Annotated in this window: 22 protein-coding genes and 4 tRNA genes; 8 read left to right on the forward strand and 18 right to left on the reverse strand. The window is 71.2% G+C overall.

What is annotated here, in order from left to right; genetic code table 11:
- Positions 1 to 404 precede the first annotated feature (404 nt).
- Positions 405 to 479, forward strand: a tRNA-Asp gene (locus OG607_RS20120).
- Positions 480 to 1,091: 612 nt separating this feature from the next.
- Here OG607_RS20120 and bldC read toward each other — a convergent pair.
- Together bldC and OG607_RS20130 are read right to left on the reverse strand one after the other, a co-directional pair.
- On the reverse strand, positions 1,092 to 1,298 hold the full coding sequence (gene bldC / locus OG607_RS20125; protein ID WP_027749187.1) for a developmental transcriptional regulator BldC: 207 nt from the start codon (positions 1,296 to 1,298) through the stop codon (positions 1,092 to 1,094).
- A 464-nt stretch (positions 1,299 to 1,762) separates the two neighbouring features.
- Positions 1,763 to 2,653, reverse strand: a complete 891-nt coding sequence (locus tag OG607_RS20130) for a hypothetical protein (protein ID WP_405724982.1) — start codon at positions 2,651 to 2,653, stop codon at positions 1,763 to 1,765.
- 137 nt (positions 2,654 to 2,790) lie between these two features.
- On the opposite strand from OG607_RS20130, the gene OG607_RS20135 reads away from it, so the two are divergent.
- Together OG607_RS20135 and OG607_RS20140 are read left to right on the forward strand one after the other, a co-directional pair.
- Positions 2,791 to 3,903: a Leu/Phe/Val dehydrogenase gene (locus tag OG607_RS20135; RefSeq protein WP_405724985.1), complete on the forward strand. Its 1,113-nt coding sequence runs from the start codon at positions 2,791 to 2,793 to the stop codon at positions 3,901 to 3,903.
- 291 nt (positions 3,904 to 4,194) lie between these two features.
- A complete protein-coding gene (locus tag OG607_RS20140; protein ID WP_329314483.1) occupies positions 4,195 to 4,455 on the forward strand; it encodes a DUF3073 domain-containing protein in 261 nt (86 codons plus the stop codon).
- A 326-nt stretch (positions 4,456 to 4,781) separates the two neighbouring features.
- On the opposite strand, the gene purM is transcribed toward OG607_RS20140, so the two are convergent.
- From purM to purS, 9 genes are all read right to left on the reverse strand, one after another.
- Positions 4,782 to 5,849, reverse strand: coding sequence for a phosphoribosylformylglycinamidine cyclo-ligase (gene purM / locus OG607_RS20145; protein ID WP_405724989.1), 1,068 nt, complete (start codon positions 5,847 to 5,849; stop codon positions 4,782 to 4,784).
- 34 nt (positions 5,850 to 5,883) lie between these two features.
- Positions 5,884 to 7,404 (reverse strand): amidophosphoribosyltransferase, encoded by a 1,521-nt coding sequence (gene purF / locus OG607_RS20150; protein WP_405724992.1) that lies wholly within the window; start codon positions 7,402 to 7,404, stop codon positions 5,884 to 5,886.
- Positions 7,405 to 7,629: 225 nt separating this feature from the next.
- Entirely contained in the window at positions 7,630 to 9,366 is a 1,737-nt protein-coding gene (locus OG607_RS20155) for a hypothetical protein (RefSeq protein WP_405724994.1), read from the reverse strand.
- 23 nt (positions 9,367 to 9,389) lie between these two features.
- Positions 9,390 to 10,178 (reverse strand): sterol carrier family protein, encoded by a 789-nt coding sequence (locus OG607_RS20160; protein ID WP_405724997.1) that lies wholly within the window; start codon positions 10,176 to 10,178, stop codon positions 9,390 to 9,392.
- A gap of 223 nt (positions 10,179 to 10,401) precedes the next feature.
- A complete protein-coding gene (locus OG607_RS20165; protein ID WP_405725000.1) occupies positions 10,402 to 10,605 on the reverse strand; it encodes a DUF4177 domain-containing protein in 204 nt (67 codons plus the stop codon).
- A 98-nt stretch (positions 10,606 to 10,703) separates the two neighbouring features.
- The gene (locus OG607_RS20170; protein ID WP_405725003.1) at positions 10,704 to 11,555 is read right to left on the reverse strand and encodes a hypothetical protein; all 852 of its coding nucleotides are present in this window, start codon (positions 11,553 to 11,555) and stop codon (positions 10,704 to 10,706) included.
- Positions 11,556 to 11,652: 97 nt separating this feature from the next.
- Positions 11,653 to 13,902, reverse strand: a complete 2,250-nt coding sequence (gene purL, locus OG607_RS20175) for a phosphoribosylformylglycinamidine synthase subunit PurL (RefSeq protein ID WP_405725006.1) — start codon at positions 13,900 to 13,902, stop codon at positions 11,653 to 11,655.
- Complete coding sequence (purQ, locus tag OG607_RS20180; RefSeq protein ID WP_329314499.1) at positions 13,899 to 14,582, reverse strand: phosphoribosylformylglycinamidine synthase subunit PurQ; 684 nt, start codon at positions 14,580 to 14,582, stop codon at positions 13,899 to 13,901. Before purQ ends, purL begins: the two co-directional genes overlap by 4 nt.
- Positions 14,579 to 14,824 carry a phosphoribosylformylglycinamidine synthase subunit PurS gene (gene purS / locus OG607_RS20185; RefSeq protein ID WP_329314501.1) on the reverse strand — a complete coding sequence of 82 codons (246 nt, stop codon included), beginning with the start codon at positions 14,822 to 14,824 and terminating at the stop codon, positions 14,579 to 14,581. Before purS ends, purQ begins: the two co-directional genes overlap by 4 nt.
- Before the next feature lie 266 nt (positions 14,825 to 15,090).
- Here purS and OG607_RS20190 point away from each other — a divergent pair, with 266 nt between their 5' ends.
- From OG607_RS20190 to OG607_RS20205, 4 genes are all read left to right on the forward strand, one after another.
- Entirely contained in the window at positions 15,091 to 15,408 is a 318-nt protein-coding gene (locus OG607_RS20190; RefSeq protein WP_329314503.1) for an Lsr2 family protein, read from the forward strand.
- Positions 15,409 to 15,515: 107 nt separating this feature from the next.
- Positions 15,516 to 15,587 (forward strand) — tRNA-Gly (locus OG607_RS20195).
- 56 nt (positions 15,588 to 15,643) lie between these two features.
- Positions 15,644 to 15,716 (forward strand) — tRNA-Gly (locus OG607_RS20200).
- 122 nt (positions 15,717 to 15,838) lie between these two features.
- Positions 15,839 to 15,911: transfer RNA gene (locus OG607_RS20205), tRNA-Gly, on the forward strand.
- Positions 15,912 to 16,004: 93 nt separating this feature from the next.
- On the opposite strand, the gene OG607_RS20210 is transcribed toward OG607_RS20205, so the two are convergent.
- The 4 genes from OG607_RS20210 to purD all read right to left on the reverse strand — a co-directional run bounded on the left by OG607_RS20210 (position 16,005) and on the right by purD (position 21,876).
- Positions 16,005 to 16,904, reverse strand: coding sequence for a phosphoribosylaminoimidazolesuccinocarboxamide synthase (locus tag OG607_RS20210; protein WP_405725011.1), 900 nt, complete (start codon positions 16,902 to 16,904; stop codon positions 16,005 to 16,007).
- A gap of 73 nt (positions 16,905 to 16,977) precedes the next feature.
- A complete protein-coding gene (locus OG607_RS20215; protein ID WP_405725014.1) occupies positions 16,978 to 18,468 on the reverse strand; it encodes a N,N-dimethylformamidase beta subunit family domain-containing protein in 1,491 nt (496 codons plus the stop codon).
- Between the two features lie 142 nt (positions 18,469 to 18,610).
- Positions 18,611 to 20,329 carry a hypothetical protein gene (locus OG607_RS20220; protein ID WP_405736921.1) on the reverse strand — a complete coding sequence of 573 codons (1,719 nt, stop codon included), beginning with the start codon at positions 20,327 to 20,329 and terminating at the stop codon, positions 18,611 to 18,613.
- A gap of 269 nt (positions 20,330 to 20,598) precedes the next feature.
- Entirely contained in the window at positions 20,599 to 21,876 is a 1,278-nt protein-coding gene (gene purD / locus OG607_RS20225) for a phosphoribosylamine--glycine ligase (protein ID WP_405725017.1), read from the reverse strand.
- Positions 21,877 to 22,113: 237 nt separating this feature from the next.
- On the opposite strand from purD, the gene OG607_RS20230 reads away from it, so the two are divergent.
- Complete coding sequence (locus tag OG607_RS20230; RefSeq protein ID WP_405725020.1) at positions 22,114 to 22,842, forward strand: SLATT domain-containing protein; 729 nt, start codon at positions 22,114 to 22,116, stop codon at positions 22,840 to 22,842.
- A gap of 36 nt (positions 22,843 to 22,878) precedes the next feature.
- Here OG607_RS20230 and OG607_RS20235 read toward each other — a convergent pair whose 3' ends face one another.
- The 3 genes from OG607_RS20235 to OG607_RS20245 form a co-directional block, all read right to left on the reverse strand.
- Positions 22,879 to 23,535 (reverse strand): hypothetical protein, encoded by a 657-nt coding sequence (locus OG607_RS20235; protein ID WP_405725023.1) that lies wholly within the window; start codon positions 23,533 to 23,535, stop codon positions 22,879 to 22,881.
- 61 nt (positions 23,536 to 23,596) lie between these two features.
- A complete protein-coding gene (locus tag OG607_RS20240; protein WP_405725026.1) occupies positions 23,597 to 24,271 on the reverse strand; it encodes a GntR family transcriptional regulator in 675 nt (224 codons plus the stop codon).
- A 101-nt stretch (positions 24,272 to 24,372) separates the two neighbouring features.
- A complete protein-coding gene (locus OG607_RS20245) occupies positions 24,373 to 25,731 on the reverse strand; it encodes an aspartate aminotransferase family protein (protein WP_405725029.1) in 1,359 nt (452 codons plus the stop codon).
- Between the last annotated feature and the right edge of the window lie 47 nt (positions 25,732 to 25,778).

The following is a 25,778-nucleotide window of genomic DNA, read 5'->3' on the forward strand; positions in this document are numbered from 1 at the left end:
TACGAGTTCGCCTGCACCCCCTGAGCTGCTGTACAGACCCAACCCCCAACGCGCCCCTCGCACCGCTCGGCCCCCAGGGGGCCTCCCGGGCTTCGAGCCGCTGCGCCGGACTCCGTCCGCCGGACCCGGAACCGGCCCGAACCCCCGACGTCCCGGCCCTGCGGATACGAGTTCGCCTGCACCCCCTGACCTGCTGTACAGACCCAACCCCCAACGCGCCCCTCGCACCGCTCGGCCCCCAGGGGGCCTCCCGGGCTTCGAGCCGCTGCGCCGGACTCCGTCCGCCGGACCCGGAACCGGCCCGAACCCCCGAGGTCCCGGCCCTGCGGATACGAGTTCGCCTGCACCCCCTGACCTGCTGTACAGTCTCTCTCGCAGCCAAGAAACACCGGCTGCGAAAACCTGGTCCTGTGGAGCAGTTTGGAGTGCTCGCCACCCTGTCAAGGTGGAGGCCGCGGGTTCAAATCCCGTCAGGACCGCAGTAGATGTCACGGCCCGCATCCCACTCAGGGAGCGGGCCGTAGCGCTGTCCGAGGCGGCAGACCGGAGGCCGCGCCACGCGGCGCCGGCCGCAGATGAGACGCAGTAAATCCCGTCAGGACCGCAGTAGATGTCACGGCCCGCATCCCATCTTGGGATGCGGGCCGTAGTACTTTCCGGGACCGTCACGGCCCGCATCCCGAACCGGGGGCGGGCCGTTGTGCTGTCCGCGGCCGCGCGAGGCGTGGTACCGGTGGGGCGGGGGGTTCCACTACCGTATGAGGCTGAGCAGGGACAAGAGCCAAGCCTGTGACGGGTGTCACGCAAAGTTTCTCGGTGAGGGTGGAACCTGAGACCCTCTGCGGACCTGTCAATTTAATATGTGCAATTGCACTTCACTGGGACAGGCACAGAAAACACACAGGAACGCACCCCAGGCACCCCCGGGCGCGCCCGGGAGGCCCCCCGGGCACAAAAAAAGATCGCACCGGACCCGGCGGAGTCCGGTGCGATCAACGCATCCGATGGGTTCCCCTGATGGGGGCAGAGGACCCGGTGGAGCGGGTGGGCCGACGGGGTGGGGGCCCCGGCAGAACACCCGTTAGAGCAGGTCAGACCTCGCTGCGCTGCTGCGGAATGCCGGCCAGAAGTGCGCGGACCTCCGCTTCGCGGTAGCGGCGGTGCCCGCCGAGCGTACGGATGGACGTGAGCTTGCCAGCCTTGGCCCAGCGCGTGACCGTCTTCGGGTCCACCCGGAACATGGTGGCAACCTCAGCGGGGGTCAGCAGCGGCTCGGCATCAGGGGTGCGAGCGGTCATGAGCGGCCTCCTCGAGAGAACCGAACCAACACGGTTCTTTCCTCTAAATTCTGCACCTTGACCCGCGTTGCCCGAAATGGGGGACGCGAGTCGAGTCGGTAATAGGACGAACGGCTTGTCCTTGGCACTACAACTACACCATCTGTCCAGCCGTGTCGGCCAAACCGATGGATTTGCCATCGCAGGTGTTCAAGCTCGGCGGAAGCCGATGGACCATGCCATAACGGACAGTCACCCGAGAGTAACGATCAGTCACAGCGAACCCATGAGCCCCAGCCCCACCGCAACGCGCGTAACGCCCAACAAGCCGCACATAGACGGACAGAAGGGGCCGTTCCGGACCCCTTGTCCCATATTGTCACGGGGGTGGGGTAGTACGGCAAGGCCCTCAAACGTGCTTTACGTCACCCTTAGGCCAACGGTCAGGATCTGGGAAAGTTCCCGACTGCCCGTCAACTTCCAACTCAGCTCGCGTACTGGAGCTCACGGACCCGTCGCCAGCGTTCGGTGAGCCGCTCGTACGCCTCGCCCGCCCGGGTGCTGTCGCCGTCGCGCAGGGCCGACAGTCCCTCCGCCACGTCGGCGGCGGAACGGTCCTCGGCGAGGACGTCCACACCGATGGCGTGCACGAGCCCTCCGTAGTCGAGTTCGACCATGGAGCGCGGGTGGAACTCCTCCAGCCAGCGGCCGACGTCAACCAGGCCCTCGATCATCGGGCCCTCTTCGAGTGAATCCTTGAGCACCCTCAGGCCCCGGGCCGTACGCCGGCGGGCCTGCACCATCGGGGTCCGGTAGCGCAGCACGGGCTGCTTGGACTCGCCGTCGCCCGAGGGCTCGTACTGCCGCTCGGAGTCGTCGAAGAGCGCGAACCAGCGCACCGGGACATGCCAGGTCGCCGACTTGATCCACGGGCGGGCGTCGGGGTTGTCCGCCCGCCACTCCTCGTAGTCCGCCTCGGCCTGCACGCGCACGACGGGCGGCAGCACCGCGTCCAGGACGGGCGGCGGGAGCTGCTCGGAGAGCTCCTCCAGGGCCAGCCAGCCGCGCAGGCGGGTGCGCCAGGGGCAGATGTGGGTGACGCCGTCCACGACGGCCACGAAGGCGTCCCGGCTCTCGTGCACCGGCACCGCGACCGGCGGCACCGGCACCAGGTCGGCCAGGGACTGCCGCAGCTCGTCCTGTGCGGTCCGTTCGGCGCCCGAGGCGGCATACCGGTACCAGCGGGTGCGTTCGGGCTCAGGAAAGGCCGCCAGCGGCTCGTAGACACGCAGATACGCGGCGTACGGGACGAGCACCGATGACAAGCCCACACCCGCTCCCTCAAGACGGCTTCTGCCCTGGTGATGCCTTCGCATCGTCCCACGGCGCTTCCCCCGCCGGGAGTGATCCACGACACTGGGAGCATGTCCTTGAGCAGGTGGCTCTACTCTTCTGCCAACCGGCCCTCCCCACCCGCATGGAGGGCGACCTATGGACTTCGGGAGTCACCACAGTGACCGACGTACGTCAGACCGACAGCATCGTCTCGCGTCTGTTCCGATCGGAACACGGAGGCCATGAGCAGGTCGTGCTCTGCCAGGACCGCGACAGCGGCCTCAAGGCCGTCATCGCGCTGCACTCCACCGCCCTGGGCCCCGGCCTGGGCGGCACCCGCTTCTTCCCGTACGCGAACGAGGACGCGGCCGTCGAGGATGTGCTCAATCTCTCGCGCGGCATGTCCTACAAGAACGCCCTGGCCGGACTCGACCACGGCGGCGGCAAGGCCGTCATCATCGGCGACCCCGACCTGCACAAGACCGAGGCCCTGCTCCTCGCCTACGGGCGCTTCGTCGCCTCGCTGGGCGGCCGCTACGTCACCGCGTGCGACGTCGGCACATACGTCGCCGACATGGACGTCGTCTCCCGCACCAACCCCTGGACCACCGGCCGCTCCCCCGAGAACGGCGGCGCCGGCGACTCCTCGGTCCTCACCGCCTGGGGCGTCTACCAGGGCATGCGCGCCGCCGCCCAGGTGAAATGGGGCGACCCCACCCTGCGCGGCCGCCGGGTCGGCATCGCCGGCGTCGGCAAGGTCGGCCACCACCTCGTCGAGCACCTCCTCGACGACGGCGCCGAGGTCGTCGTGACCGATGTCCGCGCCGAGGCCGTCGACCGGGTCCGCGCCCGCCACCCCCAGGTCACCGCCGTCACCGACGCGGGCGTCCTCGTCCGCACCCCCCTGGACGTCTACGCCCCCTGCGCACTCGGCGGCGCCCTCGACGACGACTCCGTCCCCGCCCTCACCGCCTCCGTCGTCTGTGGCGCAGCCAACAACCAGCTCGCCCACCCCGGCGTCGAGAAGGACCTCGCCGACCGGGGGATCCTCTACGCGCCCGACTACGTCGTCAACGCCGGCGGTGTGATCCAGGTCGCAGACGAACTCCACGGCTTCGACTTCGACCGCGCCAAGGCCAAGGCCACGAAAATCTTCGACACCACTTTGGCCATCTTCGAGCGCGCGGCCGCTGACGGCATTCCCCCGGCCGCCGCGGCCGACCGCCTCGCCGAGCAGCGCATCGCCGACCGGACGCCCTCAGAGCGCTGGTTGCGCCCCACGGCGGGGTAGGGACGGGGTAGGGTGCCGCACCCGGCGCCGCGCGAAAAGGCAATCAGGCCGTTACCACGCCCCGCCCGCAAGACCGCACGGGAAGAAGGTAAAATCGCGACTGACCAGCCAGGAAGGGGCCCAGACGGGCACCCGCTCCGACGCGCGTCGTGCGGGCGACGTACCGTGCGGCGTCGGAAGCAGGTACCGTTGAAGGCCACGGACCGGACTCTCCCCCGAGAGGCCGTTCCCTATCGTGAACGCGTGTCAAGACTCGGGGCCGTCGAGCCCCGCCGTTAAGGGGGTCGAGCCATGGGGCGCGGCCGGGCCAAGGCCAAGCAGACAAAGGTCGCCCGCCAGCTGAAGTACAACAGCGGCGGAACCGACCTGTCACGTCTGGCCAACGAGCTGGGCGCATCGTCGACACAGCCGGTGAACGTTAATCCGGAGCCTGTGGAGGATGACGATGAGCATGACGACGACCCGTACGCTCAGTACGCGGCGCTCTACAACGACGACGAGGACGAGGACGACGAAGAGTCGGAGCCGTCCACGCAACGCCGTCGCGCTTGACGCAACAGCAGTCCCACTGACCCGGTCCGGGCTCCGCCCCGGACCGGGTCAGCTGTGCTTTTTTTAGCGGCGATTTCGCCGCCGCTTCGCTCAGCCACTGTCTCCATTTTTTCGCGGCTCGGTTCGCCTCCGCTGCGCTCAGCCACTGTCGACGGTCGATCGTGCTCGACTCACTCGTTCCTCGCGAGCCTCCGCGCGTTCTCCCTTTCGACAGCGGCCGCTCCGCTTCGGCTCACTCGCCGAGGTCGGCCGCAGAACCCGTGCTGGGCATCGGCCGACGGGCCCCGTAAGGGGCGCGGGGAACTGCGCGACAAGCCCACCACGACCTACGCCGCGTAGTCACCGGTGAGCGCCACCGCGTCCCCGTGGGCACCGCGCTCGACGACCTCGCCGGCGACCCACGCGCCGACGCCGCGGTCCTCCAGGACCGTGAGGGCGACGTCGACCGATTCCTGAGGGACGACGGCGATCATGCCGACGCCCATGTTCAGCGTCTTCTCCAGCTCGAGCCGCTCGACGCCGCCGAGCTCGCCCACCGTGTGGAAGACCGCGCCCGGGGTCCAGGTCGAGCGGTCCACGGTGGCGTGCAGGTGGTCGGGGATGACCCGGGCCAGGTTGGCCGCCAGGCCGCCGCCCGTGATGTGGGAGAAGGCGTGCACGGGGGCCGTACGGGTGAGGGCGAGGCAGTCCAGGGAGTAGATGCGGGTGGGCTCCAGCAGCTCCTCGCCGAGGGTGCGGCCGAACTCGGGGACGTCGCGGTCCAGGGCCCAGCCGGCGCGGTCGAAGAGGACATGCCGGACGAGGGAGTACCCGTTGGAGTGAAGTCCGGAGGACTCCATGGCGATGACGGCGTCACCCTTACGGATACGATCCGCGCCGAGCACGGCATCGGCCTCGACGACCCCCGTACCGGCCCCGGCGACGTCGAAGTCGTCCGCGCCCAGCAGCCCGGGGTGCTCGGCGGTCTCGCCGCCGACGAGGGCGCAGCCGGCGAGGACGCAGCCCTCGGCGATGCCCTTGACGATGGCGGCGACGCGGTCGGGGTAGACCTTGCCGACGCAGATGTAGTCGGTCATGAAGAGCGGCTCGGCGCCGCAGACGACGAGGTCGTCCACGACCATGCCGACGAGGTCGTGGCCGATGGTGTCGTAGACGCCCATCCGGCGCGCGATGTCGACCTTCGTGCCGACGCCGTCCGTCGCGGAGGCGAGCAGCGGGCGCTCGTAGCGCTTGAGCGCGCTCGCGTCGAAGAGCCCGGCGAAGCCGCCGAGGCCGCCGACGACCTCGGGGCGGGTGGCCTTTCTCACCCACTCCTTCATCAGCTCGACAGCGCGGTCGCCCGCCTCGATGTCGACGCCTGCGGAGGCGTAGCTGGCACCGGTGGTTTCGGACATGTCCGTGGTGGTCCTTGCGTCGGGTCGATCGTGATTACGGGCGACGGAGCGCGTCCGCGGCGTCCGCGCCGCCGGCCAGCTCGGTCTCCAGGAGCTGCTTGCCGAGCAGTTCGGGGTCGGGCAGGTCCATCGGGTACTCGCCGTCGAAGCAGGCCCGGCACAGGTCCGGCTTGGCGATCGTGGTCGCCTCGACCATCGCGTCGATGGAGATGTACGCGAGCGAGTCGGCGCCCAGCGACTTGCCGATCTCGTCGATCGTCATACCGTTGGCGATCAGCTCGGCGCGGGTGGCGAAATCTATGCCGAAGAAGCACGGCCACTTCACCGGCGGCGAGCTGATCCGGATGTGGACTTCGAGCGCGCCCGCCTCGCGGAGCATCCGGACCAGCGCGCGCTGGGTGTTGCCGCGGACGATCGAGTCGTCCACGACCACCAGGCGCTTGCCCCGGATGACTTCCTTGAGCGGGTTGAGCTTCAGCCGGATGCCGAGCTGCCGGATGGTCTGCGAGGGCTGAATGAAGGTCCGGCCCACGTAGCTGTTCTTCACCAGGCCCGAGCCGTACGGGATCCCGCTGGCCTCGGCGTAGCCGACGGCGGCCGGCGTGCCGGATTCCGGAGTCGGTATCACCAGGTCGGCGTCGACCGGGGCTTCCTTGGCGAGCCGGCGGCCCATCTCGACCCGGGAGAGGTACACGTTGCGGCCCGCGATGTCGGTGTCGGGGCGCGCGAGGTAGACGTACTCGAAGACGCAGCCCTTGGGGCGGGCCTCGGCGAAGCGGGAGGTGCGCAGGCCGTTCTCGTCGATCGCGACCAGCTCGCCGGGCTCGATCTCCCGGACGAAGGACGCGCCGACGATGTCCAGGGCGGCGGACTCCGAGGCCACCACCCAGCCGCGCTCCAGCCGGCCGAGCACCAGCGGGCGGATGCCCTGCGGGTCACGGGCGGCGTAGAGGGTGTGCTCGTCCATGAAGACGAGGCTGAAGGCGCCCTTGACCTGCGGCAGGACGCGGGTGGCGGCCTGCTCCACGGTCAGCGGCTTGCCGTCCTCGTCCACCTGGCAGGCGAGCAGGGCGGTGACCAGGTCGGTGTCGTTGGTCGCCGCGACCCGGGTCGACCGGCCGTTCCCCTGGGGGATCAGGTCGGCGACCAGTTCGGCGAGCTCGGCGGTGTTGACCAGGTTGCCGTTGTGGCCCAGCGCGATGGACCCGTTGGCGGTGGCGCGGAAGGTGGGCTGGGCGTTCTCCCAGACCGACGCGCCGGTCGTCGAGTAGCGGGCATGGCCCACCGCGATGTGACCTTGGAGGGAGCCGAGGGAGGTCTCGTCGAACACCTGGGAGACCAGTCCCATGTCCTTGAAGACGAGGATTTGCGAGCCGTTGCTCACCGCGATGCCCGCGGACTCCTGTCCACGGTGCTGCAGCGCATACAGCCCGAAATAGGTGAGTTTGGCGACCTCTTCGCCGGGGGCCCAGACACCGAAGACGCCGCAAGCGTCCTGGGGGCCCTTCTCGCCGGGGAGGAGGTCGTGGTTGAGGAGTCCATCACCACGAGGCACGGGACCGAGTCTAGGGCAGGTTCGGGTGTCGTCCGAACGGGGGATCTTGGCGAATTGCGGGTCTATGCGCGTAACCCGTTGCGCTGTACGGCATGTGACGTACGCCGTCCGGTCAGGCAGACGGCCGCAGATCCGGGTCGCGCACCATGGCGGACCCCTCCCTCCCGGACCCCTCGCGGGCGCTCCGCTTGCATCGGGCCCCTGCGCCGGCCTCCGGCCGCCCGGTCAGCCCGAGGGCCGCAGAGCGGGATCGCGCACCATCGCGGTGATCTCGGTGGCGGCACGGGCGGCGCGGGCAGGGACCCCGAAGGCGCGCTCGGCCTGGGGGAAGCCGACCGAGCCCAGGTTGATGTCGTCGAGGCCGCTGCGGGTGCGCACGATCAGGTGGCCGCCGTCGGTGTAGACGGCTCGCGTGATGTCCGCCCAGGGGAGCTGCCGGGACCGGCCGAAGCGGCGGATCCGTAGGCCGGCGGCGTCGGCTGTGATCCGCCAGGTGAGGGGTGGCAGGGCGGTGACGGCTGCCATGGAGCCGCCGAACAGGGCACCCAGCCAGTGCGAGATGCCGTTGCGGTCGGCGTCGAGCAGCAGGCCTGTGAACATCCCGGCGGCCAAACACATCATCAGCGCACCGAAGATCCGGGCCACCGGGCCGCCCTTCCAGCGGACCGGCCCCTTGGCGGGCCCCATCGTCGCGACCGCGACGAGGATCTCGGCTTCCTTGGCCTCCTTGTCGCGTCGGAGCCTGGCGGACTTCGTCCTCTCTCCGTCCAGCGCGCGATCCTGCGCCCGACGGTGCTGCGGCCCCTCCTGACGGGCCGGGAAGGCGCTCATCTCCATCGCGAGCACGCTGGACGTGGTCATGCGCAGCAGCACGACCTCGGCCCCTTCGTGCGGGGCGCCGTAGAGTACGGCCTCGCCGAGCGAGGAAGCGGTTCCGCCGAAGGGCTCGTACGTCAGGAGCGGGCGCTGACCGCCGGTGTCGTCGGCGGCATATATGTGCGTGCGGCCGTGGCGGCGGCGGGCCTGGACGCGCAGCGCGGGGGTGGGGGCGCCGGCGAGGGCTCTGGTGCGGGTGGCAGCGAGGAGGCCGTAGGCAAGGAGGGTGACGGCGAGGGAACCGGCGGCGAGCGCGGCGCTCTGCAGACCGAAACGCTCCCGGTAGGGCTCGGCGGCGAGCCGCATCCAGGAGCCCTTGACGAGGACGGGGACGATGCTGTCGAGGACGTGGTCCTCCGGGTAGAGCGCCTCTATGCGGTGCCGGCCGGCTGGGCCGCCGCCCGTGAAGCGGACGGTGATCGTGTCCTCGGACCCGTTGGCAAGGACGACGGCCGGGGTGCGGGTGGCGGCCGCGGCCTTCGCCTCGTCGGACCGGAAGCCGGAGACGCCGAGGGCGGTGGCGGCGGCCGAGACGGCCAGGAGCACCAGTACGGCGGCGATGAAGGCCCGACTCGAACGCGGTGGGCGGCGCGATCCGGGCTTGCGGACGGGGGCGGGGAAGGTCAGACCGCCGGCCGAGTCGAGGGCGAGAACCCGCTGGCGTCGCCGTACGCGCAGCCGTACGCCCGCGCTCGCCCATGACCAGCACAGAACGGCGACCACGGCGATGTCGGCGGCCTTCTCGCCGGTGCCGCCCACCCAGATGCTGCGGTCGGTCATGGTCCACAGCAGCACGGGAGCCGAGACCACGGCCAGCTCGGGCAGCAGCCAGAGCCAGCCGGCGTGGCAGGCGAACAGGAAGGTCACCACCGCCCCGCCCCACTCCGGACCGCAGGGCGCGGACACCGTGCACACCTCGTCGGGCGACAGCACCACCGCCGCGAGGAAGACGGCCACCACCAAGGCCAGGGCCGGCCACTTGGGCCGGGCCCAGGCCGGCAGGCGGGCGGCAGCCCAGCGTTCGGCGTCGGCGGTCAGCCAGGGGCGGGCCGGAACATCCTCCGGCCGCACGGGAGTCGTGGTCACCGCCGCATTATGCGGCTCCCGCCTCAGCCCAGAACAGGGAGGTAGGACGTGAGATCGGCCCGCTCGCCGCTGGCGGACACCGCGGCCGCGTCCAGCGCGGCGGCCCAGGTCGTACGGCCGGTGGCAAGGCGGATCCAGGTGCGGGGGTCGGTCTCTACGACGTTGGGCGGGGTGCCGCGGGTGTGCCGGGGGCCGGGGACGCACTGGACGGCGGCGTAGGGCGGGACGCGGACCTCGACGGAGTTGCCGGGGGCCTGGTCGGCGAGGGCGTCGGCGAGGAGGCGGACGACGGCTGCGAGGGCGCCCTTGTCCAGGGGGATGTCGAGGCCGGTGGCGGTGGCCAGGTCGTCGGTGTGGACGACGAGTTCGACGAGCCGGGTGACGAGGAAGTCGGTGGAGCGCATGGTGCCCAGCGTGATCCGGACCAGCCGGTCCGGGTCGGCGGCCGCGTCGAGCACGGTCGCGAGCCGCTCGGCGGCCTCCTCGATGCGGGCGGCGGCGTCCGCGCGCCCGGTCGCGGCGGCGGCCTCGCGGGTGTCCTCGTCGAGCCGGTCGGCGATCGTGACCGTGGACCGCGCCCAGGTGGAGAGGTCCAGATCGGGCTTGCCCGCGACCTCCTCGGCGACCAGGCGCGGTATGACCTCGATCTGCCGGGCGATGTGCACCAGCAGGTGGTGCACATCCCAGTTCGGCAGCCCGGACGGACCCGCGAGCGCGTCCGCGCCCAGCGAGCGGGCCGCGTCCAGGACGTGGCCGACCTGGGCGACGAGCGCGGCGCGGGTCTTGGCGGGGGCGTAACTACGGGGCGGCATACGCCCGAGCCTAGGGCCTGTCCGGGCGATCAGGGTCGGATAGGCCGCGGCGTCTGGCGCGGTGCATCGCAAGGCGCCGGAATGCCCGCAGACTGGTTTGTCTGTGGGCGTTCCGGCAACGCCGCGAGGTGCCGCCCGCCGCGCCAGCGGCTGATGTCACTGTGGCGTCGCGGACCCGGCCATGATCGCCCGGACAGGCCCTAGAGCCTGGTCAGGCTTTGGATCAGGCGGTCGGACGCTCGAAGGTGAGCAGCAGGCCCTCGACGGCGCCGGGGCCGATGCGGCCCTTGACGTCGGCGGCGGTGATCGCCTTGAGCTGCCAGCCGTCCGCGGCCTGCTTGTTGAGGGTCTTCTCCAGCTTGTCGCTGTCGATGGCGTCGCCGATCAGCGATTCGCGGAAGTTGACGACCTTGTACTCGTAGCTCATGGGTCCGGGCCTTTCGGTTGGAAGGAACGGCCCAAGCCAATCACCGTACGGCCTGGTCGCGCAGCCCCTTGTGGAGGAGATCAACAGCACGCCCGTGATCAACCGGTCGGACGTACCGGCCCCGCCCATCGGTCGACCAGCGGGCCCCCGTCGCGGTCGGCGCAGAGCAGCAGCAGCGCGCCGCCCTCGTACGGCGCCCCGAACAGCACCGCGGGCCGCAGCCGGGTGCCTTCGGCGGGCGGTTCGGCGCGTTCGGGCTCGCCGGCCTCCGTCTCGGGCGTCACCGGGCAGGAGAAGAGCGGCCGGCGGCCCGCCGTGTCGTCCCCGGCGTACACCCAGAGCCTGCCGTCCTCGTCCTCCCGCGCCAGGGCCCTCAGCACGGGCACCGGACGCCTGCGCAGGCGCGCGGCCCGGTATCGCGCCGCCGCCCCGGCCGAGGCGAAGGCCAGGGCCACCGGCCCCAGCGCGGGCACCCAGACCGACGGCACCGCCAGGGCCGCCCCGAGCCCGATCCGTATCGTCCCCGTCCACAGTGCCGGCACCGGCCTCGGCAGCGCGAGCCGGGTCCCGTCCGCCGCGTTCGCGGCAAGCAGCCGCTGGCGGCGGCGGGTGCTCGTACGGTGCCGGGCCGCCGCCCAGCCGAACGTGAGCGCGGCCAGCACGGGCGCGTACGCCGCCGGGGGTGCCGTGCAGATCAGCCATGCGGCCAGCCCGGGCGCGGCTATGAGGGTGAGCTCGGGAAGGCGGAGGTACCAGTACAACTGGGCCGCCGCCAGGGCCACGTGGACGGCGCCCCATTCGTGCGGCTCCATGCCCACGGCGATCGCGACCGCCACGACGAGCCCTGCCGCGGCCCACACGGGCCGCGCCCACGTCGCCGGCCGGCAGGCCGCCCATCGCGTGGCGTCCCGCGTCAGCCACACGGGCAGCGCCTTATCGCTTTCGGTCACGCCCGTGAGTATGGTGCCCGGCGCTATGAGCCCGGGTTCCGGCCGGGTTAAGGGACGGGGCGGAGGGAATCCCCCGCCCCGCCCACCGTTACGCCGGTTACGCCAGCAGAGAGGGAAGCGTGCCCTCGTGCGCCTCGCGCAGCTCCGTAAGCGGAATCGTGAACTGGCCCTGGACCTCGACCGAGTCGCCGTCGACGACACCGATCCGGGTCGCGGGCAGGCCCCGCGCACCGCACATGTCCGTGAAGCGCAGCTCCTCGCTCCTGGGAACCGCGACGACGACCCGCCCGGCGGACTCGCTGAACAGGAAGACGAACGGGTCCAGCCCGTCCGGCACCACCAGCCGCGCGCCCAGCCCGCCCCGCAGGCAGGACTCCACGACGGCCTGGACCAGCCCGCCGTCCGAGAGGTCGTGGGCCGCGTCGACCATGCCGTCCCGGGAGGCCGAGATCAGGATCTCGGCGAGCAGCTTCTCGCGCTCCAGGTCGACCACCGGCGGCAGACCGCCGAGGTGCCCGTGGGCGACCTGGGACCAGGCCGAGCCGCCGAGCTCTTCCTTGGTGTCGCCCAGCAGGTAGAGCAGCTGGCCCTCGTCGGAGAAGCCGATCGGCGTGCGGCGCGTGACGTCGTCGATGACGCCCAGTACGGCCACCACCGGCGTCGGGTGGATGGCCACATCGCCGGTCTGGTTGTACAGCGACACATTGCCGCCCGTCACCGGCGTGCCCAGCACCAGGCAGCCGTCCGCGAGGCCACGGCAGGCCTCGGCGAACTGCCACATCGCCGCCGGGTCCTCGGGAGAGCCGAAGTTGAGGCAGTCCGAGACCGCGAGCGGCTTGGCGCCGGTCGTGGCGACGTTGCGGTACGCCTCCGCCAGCGCGAGCTGTGCGCCGGCGTAGGGGTCGAGCTTGGCGTAGCGGCCGTTGCCGTCGGTGGCGATGGCGACACCGAGGTTGGTGTCGGCGTCGATCCGCACGATGCCCGAGTCCTCGGGCTGCGCGAGCACGGTGTTGCCCTGCACGAAGCGGTCGTACTGGTCGGTGATCCACGCCTTGGAGGCCTGGTTCGGGGAGGAGACCAGCGCGAGGACGGAGGCCCGCAGCTCGTCGCCGCCGGCCGGGCGCGGCAGCGCGTTCGCGTCGTCGGCCTGGAGGGCGTCCTGCCAGGAGGGACGGGCGTACGGGCGCTCGTAGACCGGGCCCTCGTGGGCGACGGTCCTCGGGGGCACGTCGACGATCTGCTCGCCGTGCCAGAAGATCTCCAGCCGCTCGCCGTCCGTCACCTCACCGATGACGGTGGCGATGACATCCCACTTCTCGCAGATCTCCAGGAAGCGGGCGACCTTCGCAGGCTCCACGATCGCGCACATGCGCTCCTGCGACTCGCTCATGAGGATCTCCTCCGGCGAGAGGGAGGAGTCGCGCAGCGGCACGGTGTCCAGCTCGACCCGCATGCCGCCGGAGCCGGCGCTCGCCAGCTCGCTGGTGGCGCAGGACAGCCCGGCGCCGCCCAGGTCCTGGATGCCCGCGACGAGGTCCTCGCGGAAGATCTCCAGGGTGCACTCGATGAGCAGCTTCTCCTGGAAGGGGTCGCCGACCTGCACGGCGGGCCGCTTGGTCGGGCCCGTCTCGGAGAAGGTCTCCGACGCCAGCACGGACACGCCGCCGATGCCGTCGCCGCCCGTGCGGGCGCCGTAGAGGATGACCTTGTTGCCGGGGCCGGAGGCTTTGGCGAGGTGGATGTCCTCGTGCTTCATCACGCCGACGCACAGCGCGTTGACCAGCGGGTTTCCCTGGTAACAGGCGTCGAAGACGACCTCGCCGCCGATGTTGGGCAGGCCCAGGCAGTTGCCGTAGCCGCCGACGCCCGAGACGATCCCGGGCAGGACGCGCTTGGTGTCGGGGTGGTCGAAGGCGCCGAAGCGCAGCGGGTCCATGACGGCGACCGGGCGGGCGCCCATCGCGAGGATGTCGCGGACGATGCCGCCGACGCCGGTGGCCGCGCCCTGGTAGGGCTCGATGTACGACGGGTGGTTGTGCGACTCGATCTTGAAGGTGACCGCGTAGCCCTGACCCACGTCCACGACACCGGCGTTCTCGCCGATGCCGACGAGCATGGCGTCGGAGGCGGGAGCCTTCTCGCCGAACTGCTTGAGATGGACCTTGCTGCTCTTGTACGAGCAGTGCTCGGACCACATGACGGAGTACATCGCGAGCTCGGCGCCGGTCGGGCGGCGGCCGAGGATTTCACGGATGCGCTCGTACTCGTCCTGCTTCAGCCCGAGTTCGGCCCAGGGCTGCCCGACCTCCGGGGTCTCGGCAGCGTGCTTGACGGTGTCCAAAGTCATGACGCGTTGACCAGCTTCCTCAGGATCGAGGTGAAGAAACCGAGACCGTCGGTGCGACCGGTGCCGATCAGCGGCTCGACGGCGTGTTCGGGGTGCGGCATGAGGCCGACGACATTGCCGGCCGCATTGGTGATTCCGGCGATGTCGCGGAGCGAGCCGTTGGGGTTCCAGTCCGCGTAACGGAAGACGACCCGGCCTTCGGCTTCGAGCTCATCGAGGGTGTGCTCGTCGGCCACGTAACGGCCGTCGATGTTCTTCAGCGGGATGCTGATCTCCTGGCCCTGCTGGTAATCGGCGGTCCAGGAGGTCTGCGCGTTCTCGACCTTCAGCTTCTGGTCACGGCAGATGAAGTGCAGGTGATTGTTGCGAAGCATCGCGCCGGGCAGCAGGTGCGACTCGGTCAGTACCTGGAACCCGTTGCAGATTCCCAGGACCGGAAGACCGTCCTTCGCGCCCGCGATGATGGTCTCCATGAGCGGCGAGAAGCGCGAAATGGCGCCGGCCCGCAGATAGTCGCCGTAACTGAAACCGCCCGGCAGGACGACCGCGTCGACCTGCTGGAGGTCCTTGTCGCGGTGCCACAGGGCCACCGGCTCGGCACCGGCGAGGCGGACCGCGCGCTGGGTGTCGCGGTCGTCGAGAGTGCCGGGAAAAGTGACGACGCCAATGCGCGCGGTCACGAGTCCACCCGCACGGTGAAATCTTCGATCACGGTGTTGGCGAGGAAGGTCTCCGCCATCTCGTGGATACGGGCGAGGGCGGCATCGTCGACCGGCCCCTCGACTTCGAGTTCAAAGCGCTTGCCCTGCCGTACATCCGCGATTCCCTTGAACCCGAGACGCGGCAGCGCACGCTGCACCGCCTGGCCCTGCGGGTCGAGGATCTCCGGCTTGAGCATGACGTCGACTACGACGCGTGCCACGGTCACTCCCGGTGGTGGTGTTGCGTGAGACGTGCCTCAGCGTACCCCGTTCGAAAATCTACTCGCGTAGATATGGGTGGAAATCGGAGCGGAAATCCAGCGGCCCCGATTGCGGCCAGGACACGCTGGGGAAATATCCTGTGGCTTCGTTTGGCAATGTTTCCCGATGTACAAATGAAAAGTATTGACCTCGGCCGGTCGGATTCGATACAACAACGCACGTCATCACAGGTGCGAACCTGTTCCGCACGAAAGGACCGATATCCATGGCGCAGCGCGTAGTGGTCACCCTCTCCGACGACCTCGATGGCGGCCAGGCGGAGGAAACGATCACTTTCGGCCTGGACGGGAAGTCCTACGAGATCGACCTTTCCTCCATCAATGCGGACAAACTGCGCGACGCGCTCTCGCCGTACGTCGAGGCCGGCCGCAAGCACGCACGCTCGGGCAAGACCTACAAGCGCACCTCGGTCGCCCCCGACCCGGCGGCGGTCCGGGCCTGGGCGCGCTCGAACGGCTTCGACGTGCCGCCGCGCGGCCGCATCCCGAAGAAGGTCTACGAGGCCTTCGCCGAGGCCAGTTGAGCCGACCGGGCCCCGCCCCGAGTCGATTGGACAGGCACCCCCGGTGATCCGCTAGAGTCTGAGGCGCGCCGAGGACAGGGCCGAAAGGCCAGGTCAGCGGAGGTCACGCGGGTGTAGCTCAGTAGTAGAGCGCCCCCCTTCCAGGGGGGAGGCGCAGTGTGCGATTCCTGTCACCCGCTCTGACTGCAGTACTTGGTCCGGTCGCCCAAAAACGATCAGGTACAGTAGTCGCCGTGCGGACGTGGCTCAGTTGGTAGAGCATCACCTTGCCAAGGTGAGGGTCGCGAGTTCGAATCTCGTCGTCCGCTCTGTGTTTGCGAAGGCCCCGGATCATCGATCCGGGGCCTTCGTCGTGCCTTCGTCGTGTCCGTGCCAAACGGGTTTGGCGCTCGCGCGGGGCTCGGTTAGAGTAGGCCTCGCAACACCGCAAGCGGACGTAGCTCAGTTGGTAGAGCGCAACCTTGCCAAGGTTGAGGTCGCCAGTTCGAACCTGGTCGTCCGCTCAGAGCCCGAGGGCCCCGGATCGAATGATCCGGGGCCCTCGGCATTTCCGCGATTACCAGGGCTTAGAGGTCGCGCCAATAGGGCGCGACCTCTTACCAGGAAGTCCCGGTCAGCCGCTCGTACGCCTCGATGTACTTGGCGCGGGTCTGCTCGACCACCTCGGCCGGCAGGGCCGGCGGCGGCTGCTCGCTCGCGCGGTCCCAGCCGGAGGCCTGAGAGGTCAGCCAGTCGCGCACGAACTGCTTGTCGTACGAGGGCTGGGAGCGGCCGGGCTCCCACTGGTCGGCGGGCCAGAAGCGGGACGAGTCGGGGGTGAGCACCTCGTCGGCGAGGGTGAGGACGTCGCCGGCGTCGAAGCCGAACTCGAACTTCGTGTCGGCCAGGATGATCCCCCGGTCGCGGGCGATGTCACGGGCCCGGCCGTATACGGCGAGCGTGGCCTGGCGCAGCTGCGCGGCGGTGTCCGCGCCGACCTGGCGGGCGACCTCCTCGTACGAGACATTCTCGTCGTGCTCGCCGACCTCCGCCTTCGTGGCGGGCGTGAAGATCGGCGCGGGCAGCTCGGAACCGTCGGACAGCCCCTCCGGGAGGGCGACCCCGCACACCGTGCGGTCCTGGTCGTACTCGACGAGGCCGGAGCCGGTCAGATAGCCCCGGGCGACGCACTCGACCGGGACCATGCGCAGGGACTTGCAGACCGTGGTGCGCCCGGCCCAGTCGGCAGGGGCGCCGGCGGGCACCTCGGTGGAGATGACGTGGTGCGGCACGAGGTCGGCGAGCTGGTCGAACCACCACAGCGAAAGCTGGGTCAGCACCCGGCCCTTGTCCGGGATCTCGGTGGGCAGCACCCAGTCGTACGCGGAGATCCTGTCGCTGGCGACCATCACCAGCTCCCCGGCCTCGTTCTGGTACAGGTCGCGCACCTTTCCGGTGTGCAGATGCACCAGTCCCGGCACCTGCACAGGCTCCGGCTTGTCGACGAATCCGGACATGGGTCCTCCACGGTCGGCGGTTCAGCTCCCGATTCTTCCGTATGCGGAGGGTCCCGGCGCGCACCGGGTCGCGTCAGCCGTGCTTGCTGATCCGGTCGAGCAGGTTGGCCGTCGCCCGCTGGACGCGGGTGTCCACATGCCCGGGACGGTCGAGCGCCGGGGACCAGGCGAAGGTGCCGGAGGCGAAGACCAGGGCGCCGCTGGGCGCCTGGTAGAGGGAGGTCTCCTGGTGCCGCCGGCGTCCGTTGGCGTCCTCGTACGGGGAGTGGGCGAGGAGGATGCGGTCGGTGGAGTCGGGGAGCGGGGTGCGGGGGAAGTAGCGGTCGGCCTCGCCGGCTACGAGGCCGGGGAGCTGGTCGCCCTCGGCGGCGCCGGTGGCCTCCCAGAGCCAGTGGTCGGCGTTGCGGACGACGAGGGGGGAGGGCTCGGGGACGCGGCCGGCGTACTGGATGCCGAGGACGAGCTGCTCGGGCTCGCCGAGGTCACGCCACAGGGCGGTGCGGCCGCGCGGGTCGCGGCGGCGCTTGCGGCAGCTGAGCAGGCGGTCGGGCTCGCCGGCCGGGGAGGGGCCCAGCTCGACCTGCCAGTACATGGAGTTGGCGGAGAGGAAGACCAGCGAGGTGCCCTGGTCGCGGGCGTCCTCGACGGCGCGGCGCATGGGGGCGGACCAGTACTCGTCGTGGCCGGGGAAGACCATGCCCCGGTAGTGGGCGGGGTCGACGCGGCCTGCGTGCAGATCGCGGGCGTCGGCGTAGGCGAGGTCGTAGCCGTAGCGCTCGGCCCAGCGAATGAAGTCGTAGGCGTGGCCCACATGGAGGGGGAGGCCCGCGCCGGCGTAGGGGCGGTCGAAGGAGACAGTGACGGCGGCGTCCGCCTCGCCGAGGAGGCGGCCGTGGCTGTCCCAGGCGTGGTAGAGGCTGGCACCGGTGCGGCCGTCCTCGGGGTAGAGGTTGTAGGCCTGCCAGGTGACGTCGGGAAGCAGCAGGAGCAGGTCGGCGACGGCGTGCGGGTCGCGGACGGTGAAGGGGACATGGCTGCGGTAGCCGTCATCGGTGGTGAGGACGGCGACGTAGGCGCCGGTCTTCCAGTGGGCGGGGACCTGGAGCCGCCAGGACTGCCACCAGTGGTGGCAGGAGATGGTGCGGCCGGCGGCCAGCGGGGACGGCTGGACGATGCCGGACAGTCGCGGGCTGGTGGTGACCTGGGCGGCGCCGTCGCCGCCGTAGTGGCCGATGCGGTAGATGTCGATGCCGAACTGCTGGGGCGGGTCGACGGTGACGCGGAAATCGATGGCCTCGCCGGGGGCGACGGCTCCGGCGGAGGCGAAGCCCTTGATCTGGCGGCGTACGTCGTCCGAGGAGCGGGGGCCGGGGCTCCGGCGGGGGTGGGGCACGGTCTCACCACTGCTGGCGGCGAGGTCCACGTACCAGGGGACGACCTGGCCGGTGTCGTCCAGATACTCGGTCGGGCCGCGCAGCCACGGCACCGGACCCTGCCCGAAGGGGTCGGTGACCCCGTGCGCCAGCGCACCTGACTGCCACCGGCGGACCTGTTCCGTCCCCACGTCGCGCCCCTCCTCGTCCCGCTCTCTCGCGTCCCCCGAGGTGGTGTTGTTCTGTACCGGATCCAGGACATCACATAAAGCACTCAGTCCGTTACTGTTCGTGGCGAATTGAAGCCAAATTCAGTCAGTACCGGCGACGCGGTCAGACGAGACGAACCGGCTTCTCCAGGCGTACGCCCACCGCCGCCAGCCAGGAGCGCAGGGGCGCCGCGTCGCCGTCCTCGACGAGCCGGAGCACCGGCCAGCCGAGGTCGGCCCGGCGGGCGCCGTTGACCAGCAGCGTCGGGCCGTCGAGCCAGTCCAGGCCGGGGGCGGCGCCGGCGGTGTCCACGGCGGCGCAGCAGACCATCGCGGTGACATGGTCGGTGAGCAGCTCGCGGCCGGTACGGGGCGGAAGCAGCTGGTAGACCGGCGTGAGCCCCTCGGTGCCGTCCGAGGCGCTGTCCGTGGTGCCGCCCGAGGCGCCGCCCGTATCGGCCGATACGCGGGCCGTCTCGCGGGCGACCCGCCCGGTGATCCGCGCGGCCAGCTCCTCGCTGCCGCCCGCCTCCAGGCGGTCCAGCACCCGGGCGAGCGTGGCCCGCCCCGGCTCGTCCGCCCGCTCGGGCGCGGGTGGTACGGAGCCGCGCAGGGCCTGGCCGCCCATCAGCAGCTTCCCGGGGGCTTCCGGGGCGGGTCGTCCGGCTTCGGGAACGGCCACCGCCGTGCGCACCGGGCCGCGCACCTCGTCCAGGACGGTGATCAGGCGGGCCGCGTCGGCACGCCAGATGCGGTCCACGACCTCCTCCGGATACGTGTCCCAGCCGACCGGCGACCAGTCGGGCCCCGGCCGCTGCGCCCCGCCGTGGAACAGCCGGGCGGCAAGCAGCGAGGCGGCCTCGTCCACCGTGCCGGGCTCTTCCAGCAGGTCGCAGGCCGGACGCTCGCCGAGCCGCGTCTCGAAGCCCTCCGCCAGCCGGTCCCTGCGCGACAGCTCGGTGAGCGCCGCCACCACCCCGGCGTCCAGCCGGTTCGGCCAGCGGCCCATCCGCCACGCGGGCAGCGCGACCCTGGTCAGCAGCCGGTCCCAGCCCGCGTAGGCCAGCCCCACCTGTTCCTGCGCCACGATCCGCAGCCCGTAGTCCACCGCCTGCGCCCGCTCGGACGCCGAGGCCGCCACCGCCCGCTCCATCTCCGCCGCGTGCGCCCGGCAGCCGCGCAGCAGCAGCCGCGCCACCCAGCCCAGGAACGCGTACGCCGGGCGCGCGAGACGGCGCACGCCCTGGCGGACACCCGGCCGGGACTGCCGGGACGGGGGCGGGGCCGCGATGGCCACCGCGGCGTCCAGGCCCCGTACGAAGCGCCGGGCCGCGGCTATGTCCGGATCGGCCGACGGGCCCGTGCCAGCCACCACGGGTGCCAGCAGCGCGCGCAGCTCGGCGACCCGCATCCACCACATGAAGGGCGAGCCGATGACGAGGACGGGGGCCGTGGGCTCCCCGCCGGCCGTCCGACGGCGGCGCGTCCGGTGCGTACGGTCCTCCAGCCAGCTGTCGCAGTCGGGCGTCAGCTCTATGCCGGAGGGCGCGGGGACCTGAAGGCGTACGGCGAGATCGCGGACCATGCGATGCAGGTCCGGCGCGGCCGACTCGGCCACGGGGACGGTGGGGCTGACCGCGGGCCTGGCCCGTACGATCACTGCCGCGACGGCCGCGGCAAGCGCCAGCACGACGAGGGCGCCGCCGACCACCGACCAGCGGACCGTGTCCGAGTTCTCCCCCACGATGCGGCCCGTCGCGCCGCCCACCAGCAGGATGACGGCCACCGCGGCGGGCAGCAGCGCGACCGCCAGCGCGGCGCCGCGGATACGCAGCACCGACATCGCGCGGGCGCGCGCGAATCCCTCACCTGCTTCTCCGGCCAACGGGCTGCTCACCCCCAAGCTGACGCGACTGACTGCATGCCTGCCATGCCCCCACTGTCGCACCGCCCACTGACACCGCAATGTGTGTGCGGCCAGTTGCCGCATCCGGCATCGAGTCCGGCAGCGCGCTTTCGGGGAACCCTAGTTGGGCTTCGGAAGATAGTCAGCCATATGGCCGAGCCATCACCCCATGGAGTGGCTTTGGTCAAAGCCGGTCAGATGATCGGTTACCCTGCCGGGTTTTCGGCCACCTCTGCGGCCTCGGCGACCTTGGCGGCGATGTCCGTGCGGTGGTGCGAGCCGTCCAGCGTGATCCGCTCCACCGCGCGGTACGCCCGCTCCCGGGCCTTGCCCAGGCCCGAGCCGGTCGCCGTGACCGACAGCACCCGGCCGCCGGCACTGACGATCCGCCCGTCCGCGTCCAGCTTCGTGCCCGCGTGCAGTACGTACGCGTGCTCGTCCTTCTCCGCCACCGCCTCCAGGCCCGTGATCGGGTCTCCGGTGCGGGGCGTGTCCGGGTAGTTGTGCGACGCGATCACCACGGTCACCGCCGCGCCCTCGCTCCAGCGCAGCGCCGGGAAGGCGGCGAGCGTGCCGTTCGCCGCCGCCCGCAGCAGACCCGCCAGCGGGGTCTTCAGCCGGGCGAGCACCACCTGCGTCTCCGGGTCGCCGAAGCGCGCGTTGAACTCGATCACGCGCACGCCGCGCGACGTGATCGCCAGTCCCGCGTAAAGAAGGCCGGAAAACGGGGTCCCCCGTCGGCGCAGCTCGTCCACGGTCGGCTGCAGGACGGTCCTCTCGACCTCCTCCACCAGCTTCGGGTCCGCCCAGGGCAGGGGGCTGTACGCGCCCATCCCGCCGGTGTTCGGGCCCTCGTCCGCGTCCAGCGCCCGCTTGAAGTCCTGCGCGGGCTGCAGCGGGACGACCGTCTCGCCGTCCGTCACCGCGAACAGCGACACTTCGGGGCCGTCCAGGTACTCCTCGATCACCACGCGCTCGCATGCGTTCGCATGCGCACGCGCCGTTTCGAGGTCCTCCGTCACGACGACGCCCTTGCCCGCGGCCAGGCCGTCGTCCTTCACCACATACGGCGCGCCGAAGGCGTCCAGCGCCTCGTCCACCTCCGCGGGCGTCGTACATACGTAGCTGCGGGCCGTCGGCACCCCGGCGGCCGCCATCACGTCCTTCGCGAACGCCTTCGACCCCTCCAGCTCCGCCGCCTCCCGCGACGGGCCGAAGCAGTCGATCCCGCGTGCGCGCACCGCGTCCGCCACGCCCGCCACGAGGGGGGCCTCCGGGCCGACGACGACCAGGTCCGCCTCCAGGCGGACCGCCAGGTCGGCGACGGCCTCGCCATCGAGCGCGTCGACGGGGTGCAGCTTCGCCGCGTCGGCGATTCCGGCGTTGCCGGGTGCGCAGTGCAGTGCGCTCACGTCGCTGTCGAGGGACAACGCACGGCACAGGGCGTGTTCGCGGGCTCCGCCGCCGATGACCAGAACGTTCACGCGCCCAGCGTAACGGCTGGGCCCGACGTCGCCGTGCCTGCGGCTTCGCTCTGGAGCCCATGGACGTGACGGGGGTCACTCTTTTGGGTGGGGCAGGTAAGGGCGTATACCTGATCACGGCCCACAAACGAGCGGAAATCTACGGATCGGGCCTGCACGGTCAGCCGTTCGGCGGTAAGAAGAGGGGCCATCGGTCGGGAGGTCCGCCGGAGTGCCCGTAATGCGAGGGAGCGCGCAGTGAGCCAGCCGGACATGTATCCCGAGCCCGAGGAGGCTCCGCAGGAGGCGCGGCGCGCGCTGCCGCGCCGCGAGGACCTGCGGGCCATGCCGTTCCCGCTGGGCGACTGGGGTGAGCCGGCGGAGCGGCTGGAAGAGCTGTACCGGTGGGCGGAGGAAGGCGCGCTGCGCACCACGGACTGGTATCTGGCGGACCGGGTGTGGAAGCGCCGCGGCGCCCGCGCACTGCGGCTCGGGGCGGCCCTGGGCATGGCGACGGGCGCGGTGCTGGCGCTGACCGGCCCGTACCAGTGGGGCTATGTCGCGCTGCTCGGCGCGGTCGTGTGCGTGGGCCTGGACCGGGCGTTCGGGCTGACGGCCGGGTGGATGCGGGATGTCGCGACCGCGCAGGCCGTGCAGCGGCGGCTGGACGCGCTGCGCTTCGACTGGGCGTCGGAGTCCGTACGGGAGGTGCTCGGCCCGACCGAGGGCACGGCGGCGGAGGCGGCGGAGCGCTGCCTGGGCGTGCTGCGCCGGTTCAGCGACGACGTGTCGGAGCTCGTACGGACCGAGACCGCCGACTGGATGGTGGACTTCCGGGCCGGTAGCGCGCCGCTGCGCACGCAGTCCTTGGCCGGCTGGGGGCAGCGCCAGGAGAGCGGCGCGCCCGTCGGGCGTTTTCCGCTGCTGCCGGGCGGGCGGCCGAACATGCCGAGGCAGCGCCCGCCGGAGGGACCCCGGGCCAGCTGACAGGGCCCTGGGGCGGGCCCTGGCCCCGGACAGGGCCTAGCTGAAGACGATCATCGAGCCCTGTCCGAGCGAGCGCGTCGCCGCCGTGTGCAGGCCCAGCCAGACGTGCCGCTCGCGCGCAAACGGGCTGTCCTCGACGAAGCCGTACGGCGGTGGCGCCGGCTCCTCCAGTTCCGTCGGGCGGGTGGGCGGCGCGGGCGGGGCCGGCGGGTTGAGCGGGTCGATGCCGATGACGGGGGCGACGAGGTCGAGTTCGCGCATGAGGCCGTGGGCGGAGCCCAGGGGGCCGCCGCCGTCGAGGAGTTCGTCGCTGACGACGGGGTGCGGGAAGTCCAGGGGCACATACGCGCCGGCGTGGTCGTAGTGCCAGACGAGGTGCGACTGCTGGGCGGTCGCCTCGAACATCTCCAGCAACTGCTCGTAGTCCCCGCCGAGTTCGTCGACCGGGGTGACCTCCAGGCCCTGCAGGTGCAGCAGATACGCCCGCCGCAGGAAGTGCAGGGCGTCGTAGTCGAAGCCGGCGACCGGCGCCACGTCGCCGGACAGCCCCGGCATGTAGCTGTAGACGGGCACGGGCGGCAGTCCGGCCGCGCTCAAGGCCTTGTCGTAGCGGGCGATTTCCTCGGCGAAAGGGTTTTCCGGGCTGTGACAGAGCACATCCACGAGGGGAACCAGCCACAAGTCACAGGCCACAGGCGTCGCTCCAAGTCCGTCCGTCCAGTGCGGGACAGCGTAGTGGGATGTGCGCGGTCCGTCAGGAGCGGGCGAGCTTGTCCATGAGGGCGAGCGAGTGGGCGTGGTACTCCCCGATGATCCGGCGGGAGGCCTGGGGGTCGCGTTCGGCCATGGCCGTGGCGAGCTCGACGTGGTCCGACCAGCACAGTCCCGCGACCGACGGCTGCCGGCGCAGTAAGGGCACGGAATAGACCCAGGTGTGGGCGCGGATGCGGTCCATGAATTCGACGACATGCGCGTTCCCGCACAGCGCCGTGACCTCACGCCAGAAGCGCATGTCGTGGCCGATCAGGATGTCCAGTTCCCCGGTGACCGCCGCGTTCGCGGCGGCCTCGGCCCGGCGGCGTACGGAGGCGAGCGCGGCGGCATCCTGCTCGCGCACGCCCTCGGTGGCGGTACGGAGGAAGATTCCGTCGGCGACGAGGGTGCGGGCCTCCACCATCGACCGGAAGTCGTCGTGCGAGAAGCAGCGGACCTGGAAGCCCCGGTGCTGCTCGAGGTCGAGCAGGCCCTGCGCGGCGAGGTCGACCAGCGCCTCGCGGACGGGGGTCGCGGAGACCCCGTACAGCTCGGCGATCTCCTTGACCGTGAAGTGGCGGCCCGCCTGGAGCCTGCCGGTGAGTACCTCGTCGCGCAGCGCGTCGGCGATCTGCTGCCGCAGACTGCTTCGCCTGACCGGCGTGGCGTCCGGCATGCCTGATCCTCCTGCTGTAAACGCTTGCGTGGCCCCCGCCCACCTTAGGCCCTGTCCGGGCCTAGGCGAGGGCCACGTCTAAGCGTTACGAGCGGTGGAGATCAGACGGTGTGCGCGTCCGCGACCGACAGCGCCTCGTCCAGGATCGCCAGGCCTTCCTTGGCCTCGGCCTCGGAGACATTGCAGGCCGGGACGACATGGGTGCGGTTCATGTTGATGAACGGCCACAGGCCGGCCCGCTTGCAGGCGGCGCCGAACTCGGCCATCGGCGCGTTGGCGGCGCCCGCCGCGTTGTAGGGCACCAGCGGCTCGCGGGTCTCCTTGTTCTTCACCAGGTCCAGTGCCCAGAACATGCCCAGGCCGCGCACCTCGCCGACGCTGGGGTGGCGGTCGGCGATCGCGCGCAGGGCGGGGCCGATGATGTCCTCGCCGACGCGGGCTGCGTTGTCGACGACGCCCTCCTCCTCCATCACGTGGATCGTGGCGACGGCGGCGGCGCAGGCCAGCGGGTGGCCGGAGTAGGTGAGGCCGCCGGGGTAGGGGCGGGTGGCGAAGGTGGCCGCGATCTCCTCGCTGATGGCGAGGCCGCCGAGCGGGACGTAGCCGGAGTTGACGCCCTTGGCGAAGGTCAGCAGGTCGGGGACGACGTCGAAGTGCTCGGCGGCGAACCACTTGCCGGTGCGGCCGAAGCCGGCCATGACCTCGTCGAGGACCAGGACGATGCCGTGCCGGTCGCAGATCTCGCGTACGCCCTTGAGGTAGCCGGGCGGCGGGGTCATGATCCCGGCGGTGCCCGGGACGGTCTCCAGGATGATCGCGGCGATAGTGGCCGGGCCCTCGAACGCGATGGTGGCCTCGAGGTGCGCCAGCGCGCGCTCGGTCTCCTGCTCCTCGGTCTCGGAGTAGAAGGGCGAGCGGTACAGGAACGGCGCCCAGAAGTGGACGACGCCCGCCGCGGCCTGGTCGGAGGGCCAGCGGCGCGGGTCGCCGGTCAGGTTGATCGCGGTGGAGGTGCCGCCGTGGTACGAGCGGTAGGCGCTCAGCGCCTTGTGGCGGCCGGTGTGCAGACGCGCCATGCGGATGGCGTTCTCCACGGCCTCGGCGCCGCCGTTGGTGAAGAAGATCTTGTTCAGGTCGCCCGGGGTGCGCTCGGCGATCAGCCGGGCCGCCTCGGAACGGGCCTCGATCGCGAAGGCGGGAGCGAAGGTGGCGAGCTTGCCGGCCTGCTCCTGGATCGCGGCGACGACCTTGGGGTGCTGGTAGCCGATGTTCGTGTAGACGAGACCGCTGGAGAAGTCCAGGTAGCGCTTGCCGTCGTAGTCCCAGAAGTACGAGCCTTCGGCACCGGCGACGGCGAGCGGGTCGATGACCGCCTGCGCGGACCAGGAGTGGAAGACGTGGGCGCGGTCGGCGGCCTTCACGGCGGCGCCGGTCTCGGGGTCAGCGTAAGGAGGGGTCATGAGCCCCAGGCTAAGGACTCGGCCCCTCGCGGAACACCGTCACCTTG

Source organism: Streptomyces sp. NBC_01537 (genome assembly GCF_045040445.1).
Lineage (GTDB): Bacteria > Actinomycetota > Actinomycetes > Streptomycetales > Streptomycetaceae > Actinacidiphila.